The organism is Paenibacillus macerans (assembly GCF_900454495.1).
GTDB lineage: Bacteria > Bacillota > Bacilli > Paenibacillales > Paenibacillaceae > Fontibacillus > Fontibacillus macerans.
In genome coordinates this window covers 4,137,460-4,156,244 of record NZ_UGSI01000001.1, presented here as the reverse complement: position 1 = coordinate 4,156,244, position 18,785 = coordinate 4,137,460, and the positions used below count along the sequence as shown (strand labels likewise).

16 protein-coding genes are annotated in these 18,785 nt (G+C 56.6%); 12 read left to right on the top strand and 4 right to left on the bottom strand.

The genetic code is table 11. The features are described 5' to 3' along the window. Positions 1–74: 74 nt before the first annotated feature. The 4 genes from DYE26_RS18690 to DYE26_RS18675 all read left to right on the top strand — a co-directional run bounded on the left by DYE26_RS18690 (position 75) and on the right by DYE26_RS18675 (position 3,719). Entirely contained in the window at positions 75–641 is a 567-nt protein-coding gene (locus DYE26_RS18690) for a GNAT family N-acetyltransferase (RefSeq protein ID WP_036626261.1), read from the top strand. A 17-nt stretch (positions 642–658) separates the two neighbouring features. Further along, complete coding sequence (locus DYE26_RS18685; protein ID WP_063836334.1) at positions 659–1,411, top strand: energy-coupling factor transporter transmembrane component T family protein; 753 nt, start codon at positions 659–661, stop codon at positions 1,409–1,411. A 95-nt stretch (positions 1,412–1,506) separates the two neighbouring features. Continuing rightward, on the top strand, positions 1,507–2,109 hold the full coding sequence (locus tag DYE26_RS18680; RefSeq protein ID WP_036626260.1) for an ECF transporter S component: 603 nt from the start codon (positions 1,507–1,509) through the stop codon (positions 2,107–2,109). After that, complete coding sequence (locus DYE26_RS18675) at positions 2,106–3,719, top strand: ABC transporter ATP-binding protein (protein ID WP_051985709.1); 1,614 nt, start codon at positions 2,106–2,108, stop codon at positions 3,717–3,719. Before DYE26_RS18680 ends, DYE26_RS18675 begins: the two co-directional genes overlap by 4 nt. A 1,471-nt stretch (positions 3,720–5,190) precedes the next feature. Here DYE26_RS18675 and DYE26_RS18665 read toward each other — a convergent pair. Then, positions 5,191–7,146 carry an Ig-like domain-containing protein gene (locus tag DYE26_RS18665; protein WP_036626256.1) on the bottom strand — a complete coding sequence of 652 codons (1,956 nt, stop codon included), beginning with the start codon at positions 7,144–7,146 and terminating at the stop codon, positions 5,191–5,193. Positions 7,147–7,501: 355 nt separating this feature from the next. Here DYE26_RS18665 and DYE26_RS18660 point away from each other — a divergent pair, with 355 nt between their 5' ends. The 3 genes from DYE26_RS18660 to DYE26_RS33535 all read left to right on the top strand — a co-directional run bounded on the left by DYE26_RS18660 (position 7,502) and on the right by DYE26_RS33535 (position 9,706). Next, complete coding sequence (locus DYE26_RS18660; protein ID WP_051985708.1) at positions 7,502–9,067, top strand: MDR family MFS transporter; 1,566 nt, start codon at positions 7,502–7,504, stop codon at positions 9,065–9,067. Between the two features lie 99 nt (positions 9,068–9,166). Beyond that, positions 9,167–9,511, top strand: coding sequence for a hypothetical protein (locus tag DYE26_RS18655; RefSeq protein WP_036626254.1), 345 nt, complete (start codon positions 9,167–9,169; stop codon positions 9,509–9,511). Positions 9,512–9,532: 21 nt separating this feature from the next. Further along, positions 9,533–9,706 (top strand): hypothetical protein, encoded by a 174-nt coding sequence (locus DYE26_RS33535; RefSeq protein WP_164815280.1) that lies wholly within the window; start codon positions 9,533–9,535, stop codon positions 9,704–9,706. A 65-nt stretch (positions 9,707–9,771) separates the two neighbouring features. Here DYE26_RS33535 and DYE26_RS18650 read toward each other — a convergent pair whose 3' ends face one another. Next, entirely contained in the window at positions 9,772–10,242 is a 471-nt protein-coding gene (locus DYE26_RS18650; RefSeq protein ID WP_036626252.1) for a MarR family winged helix-turn-helix transcriptional regulator, read from the bottom strand. A gap of 263 nt (positions 10,243–10,505) precedes the next feature. On the opposite strand from DYE26_RS18650, the gene DYE26_RS18645 reads away from it, so the two are divergent. Together DYE26_RS18645 and DYE26_RS18640 are read left to right on the top strand one after the other, a co-directional pair. Further along, entirely contained in the window at positions 10,506–11,210 is a 705-nt protein-coding gene (locus DYE26_RS18645; RefSeq protein WP_227872940.1) for an ABC transporter ATP-binding protein, read from the top strand. 14 nt (positions 11,211–11,224) lie between these two features. Then, positions 11,225–12,496 (top strand): ABC transporter permease, encoded by a 1,272-nt coding sequence (locus DYE26_RS18640; RefSeq protein WP_036626248.1) that lies wholly within the window; start codon positions 11,225–11,227, stop codon positions 12,494–12,496. Between the two features lie 463 nt (positions 12,497–12,959). On the opposite strand, the gene DYE26_RS18635 is transcribed toward DYE26_RS18640, so the two are convergent. Continuing rightward, positions 12,960–14,246: a BaiN/RdsA family NAD(P)/FAD-dependent oxidoreductase gene (locus tag DYE26_RS18635; RefSeq protein WP_036626246.1), complete on the bottom strand. Its 1,287-nt coding sequence runs from the start codon at positions 14,244–14,246 to the stop codon at positions 12,960–12,962. 190 nt (positions 14,247–14,436) lie between these two features. On the opposite strand from DYE26_RS18635, the gene DYE26_RS18630 reads away from it, so the two are divergent. The 3 genes from DYE26_RS18630 (at position 14,437) to nadE (ending at position 17,745) form a co-directional block, all read left to right on the top strand. Beyond that, positions 14,437–16,137 carry a two-component system sensor histidine kinase NtrB gene (locus tag DYE26_RS18630; protein ID WP_036626244.1) on the top strand — a complete coding sequence of 567 codons (1,701 nt, stop codon included), beginning with the start codon at positions 14,437–14,439 and terminating at the stop codon, positions 16,135–16,137. A gap of 199 nt (positions 16,138–16,336) precedes the next feature. Beyond that, positions 16,337–16,771 (top strand): BrxA/BrxB family bacilliredoxin, encoded by a 435-nt coding sequence (locus tag DYE26_RS18625; protein ID WP_036626242.1) that lies wholly within the window; start codon positions 16,337–16,339, stop codon positions 16,769–16,771. A gap of 164 nt (positions 16,772–16,935) precedes the next feature. Continuing rightward, a complete protein-coding gene (nadE, locus tag DYE26_RS18620; protein WP_036626240.1) occupies positions 16,936–17,745 on the top strand; it encodes an ammonia-dependent NAD(+) synthetase in 810 nt (269 codons plus the stop codon). A gap of 144 nt (positions 17,746–17,889) precedes the next feature. Here nadE and DYE26_RS18615 read toward each other — a convergent pair whose 3' ends face one another. After that, positions 17,890–18,498, bottom strand: a complete 609-nt coding sequence (locus tag DYE26_RS18615) for a 3'-5' exonuclease (protein WP_036626238.1) — start codon at positions 18,496–18,498, stop codon at positions 17,890–17,892. Between the last annotated feature and the right edge of the window lie 287 nt (positions 18,499–18,785).

The window sequence follows — 18,785 nt, the reverse complement described above, 5'->3', positions numbered from 1 at the left end:
ATAATCATACCGGGGAGGGGGCGTTTGCCGAATCCTCCGGTTTTGTGTTTCAAGTAAAGAGAGGAGAATAGCATATGTACAAATGCGGCGGGAATATCCCTGTCCTGGAAAGCGAAAGGCTGAGGTTAAGGAGAATGGAGCGCGGCGACGCCGAGGTGATGTTCCGTTATTGGAGCGATCCGGAAGTGACCCGGTACATGAACGTATCAGCGTTTGCCTCCGTGGAGGAAGCCTGGGACATGATCAATTTGCTGAACGGATTGTCCGAAAGCGAGGATGCGATGCGTTTTGGCATCGAGCTGAAGGAAGAAGGGAAGCTGATCGGCAGCTGCGGATATAATGCTTGGGAACAGTCCGGGGCTTATCGCGGCGAGATCGGATATGATCTCGGACGGGAATACTGGGGGCGCGGATATATGTCGGAGGCGCTAAGGCTGCTATTGGCCTATGGCTACGACACGATGGGGCTCAACCGGATCGAAGCGCTTGTGGAGCCGGAAAACGCCGGATCGCTCAAGCTGTTGCTATCTTTTGGGTTTAAGGAGGAAGGGCTGCTGCGGGAATACCAGCAGACGGAAAAGGGGTTTGTCGACCTGCTGATGTACTCGTTGCTCAAAAAAGAGTACGTAAAAAGTATTTAACGGACGAGGTGATAGCTGTGAAAAAGCTGTGTTCGGCAGGCGTGCCGTTTCAGGGGCTGGACCCGCTGAGCAAGCTGGTCGCGCTGCTGTGCGTTGCGGCGCTGAGCATGCATTGGGACAAGGCAGCGCCGTTAAGCGTCATGCTGCTTTTTTTGGCAGGGGCCGCCAGGTTCGGGGCCGGGATGCCTTGGGGCAAGCTGGGAAGGCGAATGGGGTATATCGCCGGCTTCGGCGTTCCGTTGTTTGCCGTCACCGCCTTGGCCGCCCCTTCCTCCGGGGAGCAGATTTCCGCCGGATTCCTGTCAATCCCGTTAAACTCGGTCTCTGCGGCGGCGGCGGTATGCTTGCGGATGTTCTGCCTGTTTATGTCCTCGCTGATTTACATTGAAACGACGGACCCCAAACAATTCGTCGTTATGATGACGACCCGGCTCAAGCTGCCTTACCGCTTTGTGTTCGGCGTGTCGATGGCGTTGACGTTTTTGCCGCTGCTGGCCGAGGAGGGGCGGGTTGCCGCCGATGCGCGCAAAATCCGTTCCGCCAGAGCGCCCAGAGGGCTCACGGAACGTCTGGCGCAGCTTCGGGGACGGTTGCTGGCGGTGTTCGCCGGGGCGATCCGCCGGATCGAGCAGACTGCCGGGGCGATGGACGCCAAGGGCTTTGGAGCTTATCCGGAGCGGACGTTTTTGCGGGAGGCGGCTTTGTCCCGGGGCGGGGTGTGGCTGATGGCGGTCAGCGTGATCTGCGGCGCCGGATTATGGTTTATTTAGGTTAGGTCCGAAAAAAGGACTTGACGCGCCATGATTGTTAACCTAAATTTTAAATTATGGTTAACAATTGATTGCGAGAGGATGACGAAGCAGACATGAACGAATCGACGAAAAAAAACGCTTTTGCCAAATTTACCACGCTGGATATCGTGCTGATGGCTATGCTGGCGGCGGCGAACGCGGTGATGACCGTGTATTTGTCGCCGGTTAATCAAGCTTTGAACGGGCTGGGGGGACCTATCGCCACTTCGACGATTACCGGTTTGTACATGATTTACGGATTGCTGGCCTATTACATTATCCGCAAGCCGGGGACAGGGCTGATCACCTACGGGATCGGGGCGGTGGTGCAGTCGTTTATGGGCTCCGCCTACGGCATCGTTTCCTGTTTTGCCGCCGCGGCGTGTTATCTTGTGATTGCCGAGGGGATTTTTGCGCTGACGCGTTATAAAAATTGGGGCTGGCCGGTGATGCTGGTGACCGGAGGCGCGATGGTGCCGGTTTGGTTTTTCTTTGCCGCGCAGATGTTCGGCTATACGAAATGGGGAACCGGGGTGCTGTTGATTGCGCTCGTGGTCCGGACTTTGAGCGGAGTTGTTTTTTGCGGGCTGCTGACGAAACTGATCGGCGATGGGTTGGCGCGCAGCGGACTGCTGCGCCGGTTTACGGCCGGCCAAGGGGCGAAAAGTCTGACATGACGGCCCCGGCCTTTGATTTGGAGCGGGTCGGCTACAGCTTTGAGGCGGGGGCAAAGCCGGCGCTGCAGGAGGTAACGCTCCGCGCGGAAGCCGGGGAATGGATTGCCGTAGCGGGAGCAAGCGGCAGCGGCAAATCGGTGCTGGCCCAGTTGCTGAGCGGGTATCTCCCGCGCTCCGGGGGCGGCGTGCGGACGGGCCGGCTGCTCGTCTTCGGCGCTGACCCCGCGGAGGCGGACATCGCCGCCGTAGCCCAGCGCATCGGGGTCGTGTTTCAGGACCCCGACGCACAGCTCGTGCAGGGCCGGGTCGAAGACGAGGTCGCCTTCGGCCCGGAAAACCTGCGCGTGCCCGCCGCCGGCATCGAGCGGCGGGTCGCGGAGGCGCTGGCGGCGGTGCAGCTGACGCCGCAGCGGATGGCGCGCGTGCACGCGCTGTCCGGCGGCCAGCGCCAGCGCACCGCGATTGCAGCGGCGCTGGCGCTGGAGCCGCCGCTGCTCGTGTTTGACGAGCCGGCGGCCAGCCTGGACGCCGCCGCGAGGACGCGGCTGCTGGCGCTGCTGCGCCGCCTGCACCGCGAAGGCCGGACCGTCGTGACGCTGTCCGGCCGGATCGACGAGCTCGCGGCGGCGGCGGCGCGGCTCGTCGTGTTGGACGCCGGCACCGTCGTCATGGACGGTCCGGCGGGCGAGCTCATCCGCGGCGAACGCGCGCGGATGGAGGGTTTGGGGCTGCTGCCGCCAGGTGCAGCAGCAGCCCCGGGCGCGGGCGCGGCGGACCTTGTACCGCTGCTGGCGGCATCTAAAGCGGCCGGCCTGCCGCCCCCGCCGCTTGCCCCCGCCCCGCAGACTGCCCCCGCCGCGCCGCCCGTGCCCGCCGTGCCGCCCGTGCCCGCTGCGCCGTCCGTGCCTACCGCGTCGCCCGCCCCCGCCGACCCGCTGCTCGAGGTGCGGGGCCTGACCTTCGCCTACGCTCCAAAAAGCGCGCCGGTGCTCACAGGCATCGACCTGACGTTAGGCCCGGGCGAATGGCGGCTGCTCTGTGGCGAAAATGGCTCCGGCAAAACGTCCTTGTCCCGGCTCCTCATGGGGCTGCTCCGTCCGCCCAAAGGCGCCGTCTTTTGGCAGGGCAAGGATGCGGCCAGACTGTCCCTGTACAAGCTCGCGGCGGACATCGGCTACGTCTTCCAGCAGCCGGAGCAGCAGTTCGTTGCCGCGACCGTGTGGGACGAGCTGCTGTATGGGCCGCGCTGCCAGCTGCGCCTAAGGAAACGCGATCCGCTGCCGGAGGAGCTGCGCCAAAGGGCGCTCGAGCTGCTCGAAACGATCGGGCTTCGAGATAAGGCCGACGTTTCGCCGTATCTGCTGAGCGGAGGGGAGAAGCGTCTGCTCAGCATCGCAGCGTCGATGATCAGCCCCAAAAAACTGTATATCCTCGACGAGCCAACGGCCGGCATCGATTATAACGGCGTGCGTATGCTGATCGCTCTTTGCCGTCAGGCTCTGACCGGCGGCGCTTCGCTGATCGTAATCACCCATGAGCCAGGGCTTTTCGCCGGGAACCCGGTCCATCAGTGGTCGATGTGCGAAGGTAGATTGGAGGCAGCGGATTGAACCGTAACGGCATCAGGCAACTGCAGAAATGGTGTGATTCGAAGTTAACCGTGCTATTTTGACAAACCGCAACTTTTGGATTACTGTACCCTGTGACTTGATCCGAAAATCGGCACTTGACTAATGTGTTAATCTCGAAGGATCAAGCTATCCGGTAACATTTTCTGCGCTAACGGTTGCCATCGCGCTTATTCGAGCTACAAAGCAGAGGTTTCTTTTTTAACGGTTGTCATCGGGCTTATTTAGGCAAAACGCCCTATTTTTCCCGGAAAAACGGGAAATAAGCTCGCTGGCAACCGTTACATTTTATATCCGTTCGTTTTTGCCTAAATAGCTTCGTTCACAACCGTTAGATTTTTTCGTGCTCTTTTACGCTGTTGCACTTGCCTCACAGTTAAGGTCCATGTTTGTGTTGTGACACCGTTTTGGCTAAAACAGAAATAGATGCTTTACCCCCGGCTACTTTAACGACTACTTAACGCCCCCTAGCGACCATCTAGCGACCACCCAGCACAGCCTAGCGACTACTTAACGACCAGATCACATAACCTCCACCTAGCAACTACCTAACGACTACCTAACGACCACTTAACAACCACTTAAATACTACTTAACGACTACCTAACGACTACTTAACGACTACTTAACGACCAACTTAGCGACTTACCTAACAACCAACCTGCTATCCGATCGTCCTCTCTCAAAATAGCATCACTTTATGTACTTATTATCCAGAGCTTGGCTTTTTCATCTCCATTAGCGGCATTTTATGTACTTATTTTCCTGGGAATACCCCAGAACAGGGGCATTTCCTGGCGACCAAAGAGAATAGCGACCTAAAATGCCTCTATTTCTCTCAAATGGACGGTTATCGCAGAATAAGGACAATTTTTGCTCTTATGTGCCATAGGCCGTCCGCGGTTAACTGTGGCTCAATATCCTGTGGCTCATGTTTTCGCTGGAATTTCTCGGGGGCAGGCAGCCTGGTTGTGCATGTTTTCTCGGCGCAATTACAACTTCCGTGAATCCACAGCAAAAGGAACAAGCCCGAACCAGACTTGGGCTTGTTGTCCTGGTTCGGGCTTGTTGTCCAGGCTGGACGTATTAAGCCGTCCGCCGTTTCAGGGGCCACGGGCGTCGCCGAAGCCCCTTCTACAGGAGACTCGGCGGGCATCCCCGGCTCTTCATCCACTACAGGCAGTGTGCACACTTTAGCTCTTTACTCACCACCGTCTCTTTACTCACTACCGTCTTTACTCACCACCGTCTTTACTCACCACCGTCTCTTTACTCACCACCGTCTTTACTCACCACCGTCTCTTTACTCACTACCGTCTTTACTCACCACCGTCTTTACTCACCACCGTCTCTTTACTCACCACCGTCTTTACTCACCACCGTCTCTTTACTCACTACCGTCTTTACTCACCACCGTCTTTACTCACCACCGTCTCTTTACTCACCACCGTCTTTACTCACCACCGTCTTTACTCACTACCATCTCTTTACTCACCACCGTCTCTTTGCTCACTGCAGGCTCTTCGTCCACCTCAGGCCCATCGTTCACTTCCGGCTCCAAAGCCGCCGGTTCGGCCGGCGCTGGCATCGGCACCGGCGTGGGCTCCGGCACTGGCACCGGTGCATACGGCTTCACGACCAGCACGCTGGCCGTAAAGGTATGCTCCCGGTAAACGGCTGTCACGGAAGTGGACCCTGGCTTAAGGCCGAGAAGATAGCCGTGCTCGTCCACCTGTGCGATGTCGGGATCGGCGATCGTAAACCGGGTTTCCCCGTTGACGATCGAGGTTTGGTCTGCCTCGTCGGTGAAGAGGGCTTGGATATCGAGTTCACCGCCTGTCATCAGTGAGTAATCTTCCGAATCCAGGTAAAACCGCCCGGGCGTTTCGGAAGGGTTATCCGTCACAGCCACCGTCACCGGCAGCCTTGCGGAGAAGCCTGCATATTCGGCGACGATTTCCGCCTTCCCAGGGGACAGTCCGGTAATAAATCCGTCACTATCCACGGCGGCGATCTCTGGATTAAGCGAGGTAAGTACGGCCTGGTTCGTAATGACCACCGCGGTTCCATCCGCATAAACCGCTTGAACGACGCTAGGCCGGCGTTCGCCGACGCCAAGCTCCAGGGCCGGTTCGCCAAACCGGAGTTCCTGCAAATCTGCCGGAGGCTGCTGGCCTTCGCCCGCCACCTTTATTAGTTGCATCAAGGGAAGGCTGTTCTTTTCTCTAATTTCACCCGTCATGAGAAAACCGCCATCCGCGGTGTACGTACCTTTCCCGACCGAGTCCAATCCCGGGCTTGCAAACCGAAGATCTCCGGTTACTTCCCCGTCGTTGTCGATCCGCAAAACTTGATACTGCGTCTGCTGATCCGGATAGTCGCCGGTGGTGTTACTTCCCAGCAATGCATAGCCATCCGGGGTCGAAACGAGCTGCTCAAAGAAATGTCTTCCCTCCGCAAACGGGTAGGTTTTTTCCCATAGGATCTCTCCGCTATTATCCATTTTGAATACGAACTGAACCTGCTTTCCGTCTTGACGCATCGTCCCGGAAATGATAAAGTTCCCGTCCGGCGTCATCTGTGCGGACCAAGCGGAGCGGCCGCTGCCGGGAAAAACTTGCTGTTTTTCCCATTCCACATTGCCGTTCGCGTCCACTTTAACGACCAGGGAGGCGTCGGAATCCGAAGTTGCCGTACTGTCGATTCTTCCGACTGCCAGTACCCCTCCGTCCGAAGTGCTTAATACTTCATTAAAAAACTGGTTGTCACCAATCCACCAGGTTTTATGCCACACCTCATTTCCTTCCCTGTCCACTTTCAGCAGGTAAACCGGAGCCAAAAACCCGGAATTGGCGCTGTACCCCGTAACAGCGAACCCGCCATCCGCAGTCTCGCTTACGGATCCAGCATAAAAATGAGTGTAGTCCAAAAGGTGGTAGTAGCGGGACCACTCGACGTTTCCCTGGTCATCCAGCTTGGCCAAATAGGGAATGGTGGTTGCCGGTCTTTCCGTCCGGTCCATCGTTGACCCGCCTACCAAATAACCGCCATCGCGTACAGGAATGATCTCAGAGACCGAAACGTCTTCTATATCGGGATCTCCTTCAACATCCAAGGTTTTCTCCCATAGGGTGCGGCCATGTTCATCCACTTTTATGACGTAACCAAAAGAATTGGAAATGGTGGATACATCCCCGACAGCAACGTATCCTCCGTCCGCAGCGGAGACAACCGCTTTTCCTTTCGCCGTTCTAAAAGCTTGTCCGTAATCGAAGCTCCACTCGACTTTCGGCGTCCCCGGATCCGGCTGCTCCGCAGACGCGGCGGCCATACCGCTCCAGGGCCAACCGCCCCAGGCCAGCAGGCAGCTGAAGGATATCGCAGTTAGTCTTTTCAAAAATAGCGACATCAGTAATCTCCTCTCAAAATGGTTTTCAAGGAATATTCCTCCATTTTATTATCGAGGAAGCCAGATGGACAGGGAATCCCGCTAAACGCTTATTTCCAGAAAGCTGTAAAATGGTCATCCGGACATATAAGGGTAATGAGGCCGGGACTAAACAACCGGGCGGGAACGGGCTCGCTGTCCGGCTCGCTGTCCGAGCTCCCTGTCCGAGCTTCCTGTGGCCGTAAAGCAAGCCATATGATGTTAGAAGCCGGGCGTCCGCCTGCACCAAACCGGGCGGCGGAGCGGAGAAAATCGCTGTGGACCGCTGTCCTTTTCTTTTCCAGCGTGTTCCACTATAATTAAAGATTACGGATTAATGACACGTATTGTAAGAAGAAAGGAAGTTTTATCTTTGAAAACCGGGTTGCAACGCAATTATATTTTGCTGGGGCTGCTGCTTTCGACATTTCTGGCGGCGATCGAAGGAACGGTGATTGGGCCGGCCGGGCCGAGAATCGTCGGCGATCTGGGCGGGGCGCATCTGCTGAGCTGGGTGTTTACCGCTTATTTGCTGACGATGACCGTGGCGACGCCGATTTTCGGGAAAATCAGCGACCTTTACGGAAGACGGCCGGTGTTCGTCATCAGCTCGCTGCTGTTTTTGGCCGGTTCGGTATTGTCCGGGATCGCCCAAAACATGGAGCAGTTGATCGGCTTCCGGGCCCTGCAGGGGATCGGCGCGGGCGGGCTGCTTCCGGTGACGTTTACGATCATCGGCGATATTTTTTCCATCGAAGAACGCGCCAAAATCCAGGGCTGGATCAGCTCCGTATGGGGGATTTCCTCGCTCGTCGGGCCGCTGCTTGGCGGGTATTTCGTCGATTCGCTCAACTGGCGGTGGGTGTTCTACTTTAATATACCGTTCGGCTTGCTGTCGTTATTTTTTATCATCAAATATTTGCGGGAGCGTGTGGAGAAGAGAAAGGTCAAAATCGATATTGCGGGCGCGATAACGTTAACGATCGGCGTCGGCGCTTTATTGATCGGACTGGCGACCGGCGGCCAGCAGCTCCCCTGGAGTTCGCCGTGGATGATCTTCATTCTGGCGCTTGCGGCTTGTGCGCTGATCCTCTTTTTTATCGTCGAGAAAAAAGCCTCCGAACCGCTCGTACCGCTGAAGCTGTTCCGGGTGCGGGACATCGCTTACTCGAACCTGGCCAGTCTCGTGGCCAGCGCCTTGCTGATCGGGCTGACCTCCTATTTGCCCTTGTGGGTGCAGGGGGTGCGCGGGGAAAGCGCCACCGCCTCGGGCCTGATCCTGGCGCCGATGTCCATCGGCTGGATGCTTGGCTCCGTGCTGGGCAGCCGGATGATTATTACTCGGGGCTCGCGCCTGACCTCCTTGATCGGGATGGCGGTGGTCGCCGCCGGCGCTGGCGGGCTCGCGTTCATGACGGAGGGGACGCCGCTGCTTCCGCTGCTGCTGTTTAACGCCTTGTACGGAATCGGCTTTGGCTTTTCGTTCGCCGTGTTTACGATCATCGCCCAGTCGTCGGTGGGGTATAGCTTGCGCGGCGCTTCCAACGCCCTGAACTCGTTCGTCAAATCGATTGGGCAAACGATCGGCGTCACCGCCTTCGGCACGCTGATCAATCTGCAAATCGCCGCCAAAACCAAAGACCTCGCCGCTTCCGGGATCGAGGTTTCTCAAAACGACATCGACCAGCTGCTGTCCCCGGAGAAGGTGCATCTGCTGCCGCGCGATCTGTGGAGCGAGTTAAAACACGTGCTTGGAGCCAGCCTGCATTCGTTGTTTCTGGTGATGGCGGTGTTGGCCGTGATCGGCGTGCTTATCGTATTGGGGCTGCGAAACCGGGCTCCGGGTACGGACGAGGAGCAGGGGGAAGGCGCGGCCGAATCGCCGGACGCTTCCGGAGTTTAAACCGGGGAAGGGCGGCGTGCCTGTGACCGGTTTAAGTCCCCGGCACGGTATAAAAATGGCCTCTCCTCCGCATCTTAACGGGAAAGGGGAGGTGTTACCATGAGTAAGGAACATATGAACGTGGACCAGAACACGCTCGTAGACGCGTGGAAAAAACAGCTTCCGGAATACCTGAACCCCGGAGATTCGGCCGAGGTGCTGGCCGACATGGCGAATCCCCAAGGATTGCGGATTCATATCGACGCGGCGGGCCATCAAATGTATTCCTTTGATTTTTCATGCTCCTACATGGATCCGCGCGAGGTTAACGTAGAACTGGTCGATGTCGAACGCGGCGGACAGACGATCTCCGAACACACCGAGCAAATCCAGGAGCTGACGGGGGATTACGTCCGTCATATCCACGAATGCGCCCAAGCTCTCGGGCAGCTCACGAACCCATGACGAGAAAGCGAGGATAAGCGAATGGCCAAAGGCAAGGCAGGGGTGGACAAAAACCTGACCAACGTCGTTTCCGATTTGGAGCGTGATCCGGCAAACAGTCATGAGGCCCAGCAAATGCAGCAAGCGGTCAATGACCGGAGACACCGGGACGCTCTGAACCGCCATAAAAACAAGGATATGGACCCTACACATTAGCCGTAATTAAAAAGCCTGCGTCTCTTGGTTTACACACACAAGAGCGCAGGCTTTTTTGCGTCAGCTTAACCTTTACGCGCCAGCGGGGCCAGCTTTTCCGCTTCGCGTCCCATCTTTTTCAGCAGATCGATCATAATGTGTTTCTCTTCATCGTTCAGGCCGCTTAAGGCATAATCGATCCGGTTGGCAAATTCGGGATACAGCTGGTCCATCAGCGCTTGCCCTTTGGAGGTAAGCTCCGCGTAAATAACGCGCCGGTCGCGCGGGCAGGGGGTGCGGTGCAGCAGACCCGCCGTTTCCAGCTTGTCGATCACGTAAGTCACGTTGCCGCTTTGCAGCAGCAGCTTGGCGCCGATTTGCTGGATCGGCTGCGAGCCCTTGTAATACAACACCTCCAACACGGCAAAGGCCGTCGGGTTGAAGCCCTGGATCTTACTTCCGGTCACGGCGTGTTCATTGACGCTTTTGAAGGATTTGGCAAAAACCCGGTACAAATGCATGGACAAATCCGTGCCGATTTCCTCGGTTTTCAACATATACATCCCGCCTTATCTTATATTTGTGAATATTTTTACATGGGTGAATTATTGCTATCTTAAAACAATCGGAATTTTAAAAAAATATAATTTATCACAATTTGCGGTTTTTTAATGTAAAAAAGTTACAATTTTGCGAACCGTTTGCACCGCGACCACACTCAAGGGGAAGCGGCGGCGCCGGGCGCTTGAAGCCTGTCCTCGTGTCCCGCTGCCGGTTTAAGGTATAATCGTAATATTACAGTTTACGGCAGGTGAAAGATGTGACAGATGTACTATTGGACGTGGCGATCCGCAAGGCCGGATACGAGCCCGGGAAGGCCGCGATCGAGAACGTTTCGCTTCAGGTGAGGCCGGGGCGGCTGACCGGGCTGATCGGCCCCAACGGGGCGGGGAAAAGCACGACATTAAAGGCCATTCTCGGCCTGCTGCCTTACGCGGAAGCCGAGGTGCGGTTTCGCGGCGGGTCCGAGCGGTACGCTTATATTCCGGAGCATCCCGTCTATTTTGACACGTTAACGTTATGGGAGCATCTGGGCCTGGCCGCGGCCGTTTACGGCATGGAGGAGCATAGCTTCGAACAGGGGGCGGGGCTGTTGCTGGAAAAGTTCCGTATGACGAAAGTGAAGGATCATCTTCCGGACGGGTTCTCCAAGGGCATGCGCCAGAAAATGATGCTGATGGTCGGATTTCTCGGCCGCCCGGACGTTTATATCGTCGACGAGCCCTTTATCGGGCTGGATCCGCGGGCGACCAAGGATTTTCTCGGCCTGCTGGAAGAAGAGCGGCGGCGCGGCGCCGGCGTGCTGATGTCCACGCACGTCCTGGATACGGCGGAGCGGATCTGCGACGATTTTATTCTCGTGTCGGACGGCCGCACCAAAGCCGGCGGGACGCTGGATGATATCCGCGCCGCCGCTTCGCTGCCGGGGGCGTCGCTGTTCGACTGCTTCGACGCTTTGACTTAAGGAGACAATGCCGCATGAAAAATATTACTTCCATAACCGTAAACCGGTTGTTCTTCCGCAGGTGGAGGGATCGTTTGGGGCTGCAGCTCGGCGCCCTGCGCAGCACTTTTGATCTGACGATCTTGCTGTATATCGGCATCCCCGGGCTGCTGCTGGGGGGGCGGGCCTACTACGGGCTCTGGCGGGACGAGCTCCCGGCCTGGCTCGTTTCGCTGCCGTTTGCGGCCGTTCCGGTGCTGCTGCTGTTCCTGGTGTACTCCATTGGCGGGCTGTCCCTTTATATCGAAGCCGCCGACGTATTGTTTCTCAGGCAGCGCCCCCGCTGGGTCAAGGGGCTGCTGCTGCGCGGATGGATGTTGTCCATGGCAAGGCAGGCCGCGGTATTGTGCGCGGTTTTTGCGGTGTTAAGCCCGCTGCTGGTTCGGGTGTTCGGGATGAGCTGGCCCTCCGTCGCCGCCTGGTGTGCCGTGGCGTACGGCCTCAAAGCCGTGCAGATGCTGCTGGCCAATTTGCTGGGCGTCTTGACCACAGGCTGGCGGCGCATCATATATAGCTGGCTGTCCTACGGCTTGCTGAGCGCCGTTTTTTCGGTTTGGGCCTTCGCTGCGGGGGCGTCAGAGGAAGCGGCAAACTTCCTGCTTGCGCTGCTGGCCGCCGCGCTGTTAGCGGCGGTGCTTGCAGGGTGGAGGTTCCGGCTGAAAGGGCGGTTTGATGCCGAAGTCCGCGAAGAGGAGCGGCAAAAAACGAAGCTGATCGCGCTTTTGCTGGCTCCTGCCGTCGATGCGCCGAAAGCGCCGAAGCCGGGGGCGAGGCCCTGGCTGTTCCGGCGCTGGCGCAAGCTGCTGCCGTCGCGCAGCCCGCAGGCGCGGACCGCGGAAGCGCTCGTCAAAGCTTTTTTTCGCGGCGGCGAGCTGAAGCTGTACGGGCAATTGGTCCTGGCCGGCCTGGCCGCGGTTGTGCTTCCCCCTTATCCGGTGAATGCCATCGTGTATATCGCCCTGATTTTTTTGCTGATGTATTGGTTAAGCGGCCATCTGCGCGCTTTTTTCGCCAGGGATGCCATGAGGATGCTGAATCCCGGGGAAATGCTGGAGTACCGCACGGCGGTTCCGGCGATGACCCTGCTGCTGCTTCCCGGACTGGTTTGCTTTACGGCCGGGCTTGGGCTCACCTTGTATCCGCCGCTCTGGGGAGGCCCGGGGGCGATTCTCTGCGGCGTTTTGCTGGCGATCGTGCTGGGCGGCTTTTATGGAAAAATCGGGATCTTGCTTTTGCGCAGAGCGTAAAACAGAGCGTAAAATCTGCCTCCCGAAATCATGAACGTTGGTGACGGACGATCTGACTGCAAGGAGGCTAGCTAGGATTGGCTTACTGTAGGATCGTTCTACTAGTAGAATGATCCGGAAATAATATGGCTTATCTGCGGACGGGGGCCATCTTGTGCACAGTATTATCCCCATGAAATAGCGGAACTTTAGGGGCTTATTTTCCGAATTTGGGCCTATTCATCACCATAGGGGAACTTTTGGGTCTTATTTTTCGATGAACATGTCGAAAGGCGGCCTTTTGCCACTAAATCGTGAAAATAGCGCCATAAAATTCCTCAATACTTACGCAACATAGGGGATGTCGCGGAAATAGCGCCCTTTTTTTCCTTGATGTTGTCACCCGAGATCTTCAATAGGCCATTTTTCCGTTTTCTCAAGTCTTCACTTGCCATCATGCTAACGTTATTTTCAGAATCGTCTACTAGGCATCCCTTCCTGCGCTCTCCAGCGCCGCCAGCCCGGCGTGATGCCCCGCGGTGTAGCCGGTCGCGAAGGCGGCCGTGATGTTATAGCCGCCGGTATAGCCGTGGATGTCCAAGATTTCGCCGCAAAAATACAGCCCCGGCATCAGCTTCGAGCCCATCGTGCGCGGATCGACTTCTTTAAGGTTGACGCCTCCGCCGGTGACGAACGCTTCCTCAAACGAGCGGGTTCCCGTGACCTTAAGCGTAAAGTTTTTGAGCACGGCGACAAATTGCTGCCAGGGCTCCTTGGGCAGATGCTCGTAAGTCGTATCGGCGGCGAGGCCGGTCCGTTGGAACAACAGCGGCAGCAGGCGTTCGGGCAAGGTGCCCTTAAACACGTTTTTCAGCGCTTTTTTCGGTTCCGCCGCGGCCAGCTGCCGCAGGCGGAGCTCCAATTCGCCGGCTTTTTCGCCCGGAAACAGATCGATGGCCATCGTGACGTCGGCGCCCCCGTTTTTCTGTTTGACGCCCCGGATAAATCCGCTGCAGCGCAAGGCGATCGGGCCGGACAACCCGAAATGGGTAAACAGCATGTCTCCCCGGTGGGAAACAACCGGTTTGCCTTTCGGGTTCAGTACGGACAGCTCCACGTCGCGCAGCGACAGGCCCTGCAGCTCCCGGCTTTGAATAAACGGCTCCCGGGAAACGATCGGCACCTCGGTCGGATATAGTTCAGTAATCGTATGGCCGGCGGCGGCGGCCCAAGGGTATCCGTCCCCGGTGGAACCGGTATGCGGCACCGATTTGCCGCCGGTTGCCACGATGACCGAGGCGGCGGGCAGCGTTTCGCCGGAGGCCAGCTTTACCCCGCGCACCCGGTCCGCCCCGTATTCGATTGCGCCGACGGGATGATGGACGAGCAGCTTTACCCCGAGCGAGCGGGCTTTGCCGATCAGCGCGTCGACCACCGTCTTCGCTTTGTCCGACACCGGAAACATCCGTCCATTGTCCTCTTCCTTCAGGGCGATCCCCAAATTCTCAAAAAAAGCGATAATGTCCCGGTTGCCGAACAGCGAAAAGGCGCTGTACAGGAAACGGCCGCCCCCCGGGATATAAGCGATCAGCTCGTCGATGTCCTTGTTGTTGGTTACGTTGCAGCGGCCGCCCCCGGAAATGCCGAGCTTGCGTCCGAGCTTGTCCCCTTTGTCGAGCAGGGCCACATTTGCGCCTTGTTCGGCCGCGGCGATCGCCGCCATTAATCCGGAAGGCCCCCCTCCGATGACGATAACGTCGTATTTTTTCATGCCGTCGTTCCTTTCCGTTTGTACTTTCTTACTTATTTTTAAAACTCTTGAGACGATGCAACACTGCGAGGCTCATCCACCTGTGCCCTAAAATAATTTATATTTTTCTGAACCAAGCATTATTGTAAAACTTTGTCGCCTATGTTTTAATCGAACTAGAATGGTATTCTTCCGCCTGAGGAGGGAGAACGTGGAGGCTGTAAAAGAAATCGTGTTGCAGGTGCTCATTGCCAGCTTGCCTGCGCTTCTGTTTCCGTTGTCGTATGAAAAAAGAAATTGTCATTTACAGCAAAATGGTGCCGCTGCTAAAGGGACGCCCTACGTCCAGGGACTTACGTTTACGTGTATGTTCAGCATGCTGCTCTGCGCCTTGTTCGCTTCTCGCCTGTGGGAAGCGGTCCCGCTTAATTTCGGAATACTGCCGCTGTTCGCGCTCATTCTTTACGGCAGGTTTCGGAGCGGAGCGATCCTTGCGGCGCTTCATATTATAATCTATCCGTTGTATACAATAAACCACACCTTGGCCGGAATTATACTGGAGACGGGGCTGCCGCTTTATCCGCTTGTATTTTTAGCCTCCCGTTATTTCAGAAGGACCGAACGGCACGGCAAAGTTGCGATTCTTTCGCTGTGCTTCATGGGCGGCGGGCTGATGAGCGGCGGATCTCCGTTCCTGACGGGGGATTTATCCCTGATTTCGGATTTAAGCGCTTTAATTTCCACTCTGCTTAATGTCGGCATTGCGATGGCGGTTGGCAGCTTGTTTGTCCATATGGTGGAGAACACGCTGGAAAAGGAAAAACTCCGCGAGCAGGTTACGCAGCTTTCGGGCGAATATTTCCGCGAAGCCGAGAGATTGCAGCAGATGATGGATGCCGCGCCGCTTGGCATCGTTCTGCTGGATCAGCAAGGCTTTATTATCTCGGTAAACGATACGTTTCTCCAGTTATATGGAATGCACCGCAACGAGCAGGCGGAAACGGCGGCGCGCGCGGATCTGATCTCGCGCAAGCTGGAGGACGTCCTCGGCGGCTTGCCGATCGGCAAGCTCGCTTCCCGGGTGAAAAGTGCGCTTGCCGGAAAGTCGAAAACGTCCGAGCTGCTGCAAAGCGATGACCATATTTATTTTACCAGCGCTTCGGCGATCCTAAAAAGCCGGGAAATCATCGGCGCCGTGGCTATCGTCCAGGACATTACGGAGCTGGAAACCCTCCGCATGGAGCGGGGACATGTCGAGCGGCTGAGCCTCGTCGGACAAATGGCGGCCGGCATTACGCATGAGCTCCGCAACCCGATGGCCGTCGTTCGCGGCTTTCTGCAGCTGATGCGGGAGAAGAGTCCGTCCAATCTGGACCACTATTACCGGATCGTGTTGGACGAGCTCGACCGGGCCAACGGCATCATCAACGATTTTCTCTCGCTGGCGCAAAACCGCCCGATGGAAAACGAGCTGTGCGATCTGCACGACATCATCATGGAGCTGACGCCTTTGCTGTGGGCGGATGCCAATTTGCGCGGACAGACGATCGAGGTCAAGCTGGATGAGCAGGTGCCGGCGCTGCTGCTGAACGGGAAGGAGATCAAGCAGCTGATCCTGAATTTGGCGCGCAACGCCATGGAAGCGATGGAGGGAAAAGGGCAGCTGACGATGGAAACGAGGTTGGCCGATTCCGGCGTGGAGCTGCTCGTGACCGATACGGGTCCGGGAATACCGCCAAGTCAACAGGCGAAGCTGTTCGAACCGTTTTATACGACGAAAGAGAAGGGGACGGGGATTGGACTGGCCTTATGCCTCAGCATCATCGAACGCCACCGGGGCAAAATCAGCGTCCGCTCCGGGGAAGGGGAAGGAACGACGTTTACGGTCTTTTTTCCGTTCGCCGAGACGTAAAGCGCCTAGTGAAGAACCGCTCCGCAAGAAGTTGGGCGCCGTCAGGAACGGGCCGGTCAACGCAGGGTTCAATCTTGCGCCGTTTGTCTTTGCTTTCCAACTTGATGAATGTATAATAGATATAATCCGTAAGCCGGGAGCTATAGGTACGGCAAGGCTGCGGGTGCCACTTATTTCGTATGCACAAGGAGTGATTTGAATGTCTATGTCATTTGACCAATATATGAGAGACATGGTTCAACCGATGAGAGACGAATTAACCGTACTGGGGATTCAGGAACTGCGGACGCCGGAAGAGGTTGAGGAGAAGCTGCCCGGAGCGAAAGGAACCGCTTTGGTCGTCGTGAACTCCGTCTGCGGCTGTGCGGCGGGCCAATGCCGTCCGGGCGTGGCGAAGGCGCTGCAGCACGATTTGACGCCGGACCATCTGTTTACGGTGTTTGCCGGACAGGATAAGGAAGCAACCGCCAAAGCCCGCGAATATTTCGCGCCGTATCCGCCGTCCTCGCCTTCCATCGCGCTGATGAAGGATGGGGAATTGGTGCATTTTATCGAGCGCCATCAAATCGAAGACCGCTCGGCCGAGGAAATCGCCGCTGATCTGACCAGCGCGTTCGACCGCTTCTGCCGGTAATCCGCATGTTTGCAATCCGCGGCAGGGCTATCCGCCCAGCGCCGCAAGCGCCCCGAGGTTCGGCTCAAATCCGTTACCGCAGGGGCATTTTTACATAGTAGCGCGAGTTCCAAACGGGCTCATGGCACATGGCAAAAAAGATATTGGAGTTGGAGGGATAAGGAATGAGTCTGCAGCAGGAAATTATTGAGCGTTTGGGCGTAAAGCCCGTCATTGACGTCGATGCGGAAATCCGTAAGCGCGTCGATTTTTTGAAGGAGCATGTGAAAAGCTCGCGGACGAGCGGTCTGCTGATCGCCATTAGCGGCGGCATCGACAGCGCCGTGACGGCCGGCCTGTGCAAACGGGCGACGGATGAGCTGACGCAGGAAACCGGCCAGCCTTACATGACGCTTGGCGTGTTCCAGCCTTACGGGCAGCAGGAAGACATTGAGCACAGCTACGAGGTGGCCAAGGCGTTTGGACTCGAGCATACCGTGGAGACGAACATCGAGGAAGCTGTGGACGAAATCGCGCTGGAGGTGGAGCACGGCCTCAAAAACATCGGCAAACCGCGCCATCTCAGCGCGCCGGGCAAAGGCAACGTCAAAGCGCGGACGAGAATGGTGATGCAATACGCGCTCGCCTTTGAATTGAATTTGCTGGTGGTCGGCACCGATCACGCCTCCGAAGCGATCACCGGATTTTATACGAAATGGGGGGACGGCGCGGTTGACATTACCCCGCTCAGTTCCCTGAACAAGCGCCAGGTCCGCCAGCTCGCCGCCCGCCTTGGCGTGCCGCAGAGCGTGCTGGACAAAGCGCCGACCGCCGGGCTGTGGGAAGGCCAGACGGACGAGAAGGAGCTGGGAATCAGCTACGAAGACAACAGCGACTATCTGGAAGGCAAAGAGGTCGATCCGGCCGTTCGGGAGCGCCTGGAATCGTTCTATTTGAAAACGGAGCATAAGCGCAGCCCGATCCCGGGGATCTGACATTAGCCGGCCGGCATGTGCGCTTGCAGGAAGCCAAGCTAAAGAGGATGAATTTATTTAAAGTCCCTTTGCTTGGCTTTTTTTGCCTTGTGCGATGGTCTTACGGCAGGCGGAATGCCCCAAAATTGACTCTTTGCCTGCATTTCATTGGCCGACTTTTTGCTGTTTTTTGGGCAAAGCTTTAAAGGGAGTATAACCGCCCGCATACATCGTTCCGGGATTGTAACCCTGACTGACGGCAAGCTGGAGCGGATCGGCCTGCTGCTGCTGCTCCATTAGTTTCAATAGAATATAAGCGGATGCCTTAGCGTCATCAAGCGCATCATGATGTTTAAAGCTGATGCCGAAATGCTTGGAGACGATATTTAGTTTATGGGAAGGAAGCTCCCGGAGCATCGCCTTTCCAATGCGGTATGTACATAAGTACTGGAAATCAGGGTAACGCAATTCCGCGGCATCCAGACAATAGCGCAGCACGCTTATATCAAAAACGGCGTTATGGGCCACGACGACTTCTCCTTGAAGCAGCGGCTCCACAATAGGCCAAAGCTCGGCAAAGGAAGGTTGTCCCTCAACCATGGAAGGAGTGATTCCGTGAATCGCGATATTCATCCTGTCAAACGGCTGGAGCGGATCGATCAACCAGACATGTTCTGCCGTCACCACTCCATTTCTAACTTGAACCAGCCCAAGGGAACAGGCGCTTGAACGGCTTGCATTGGCGGTCTCAAAATCAATGGCTGTAAAATTCACCGGTACATCCTCCTATCAATCAGGTATATCAGTCTCTACTTTAATAGTATAGGAGGCAAATATAATCCGCGCTATGAGGATAAGAACATCTTTTTATCCGGCACCCCAAAACTGCGTTTGGACGCTGAACTATCAGACGTACATCCTGCCTTGGGCAAATCCGGCAAAAAATAAGGACAAAAAAGCGCGTTATTCCGGCGATATCCGTTCAATTGAGAGAATTAGAGGCAAATTATGTCGCTATTTCCCCTCGTCGCCAGGAAATGCCCGCGTTCTGGACCATTCAT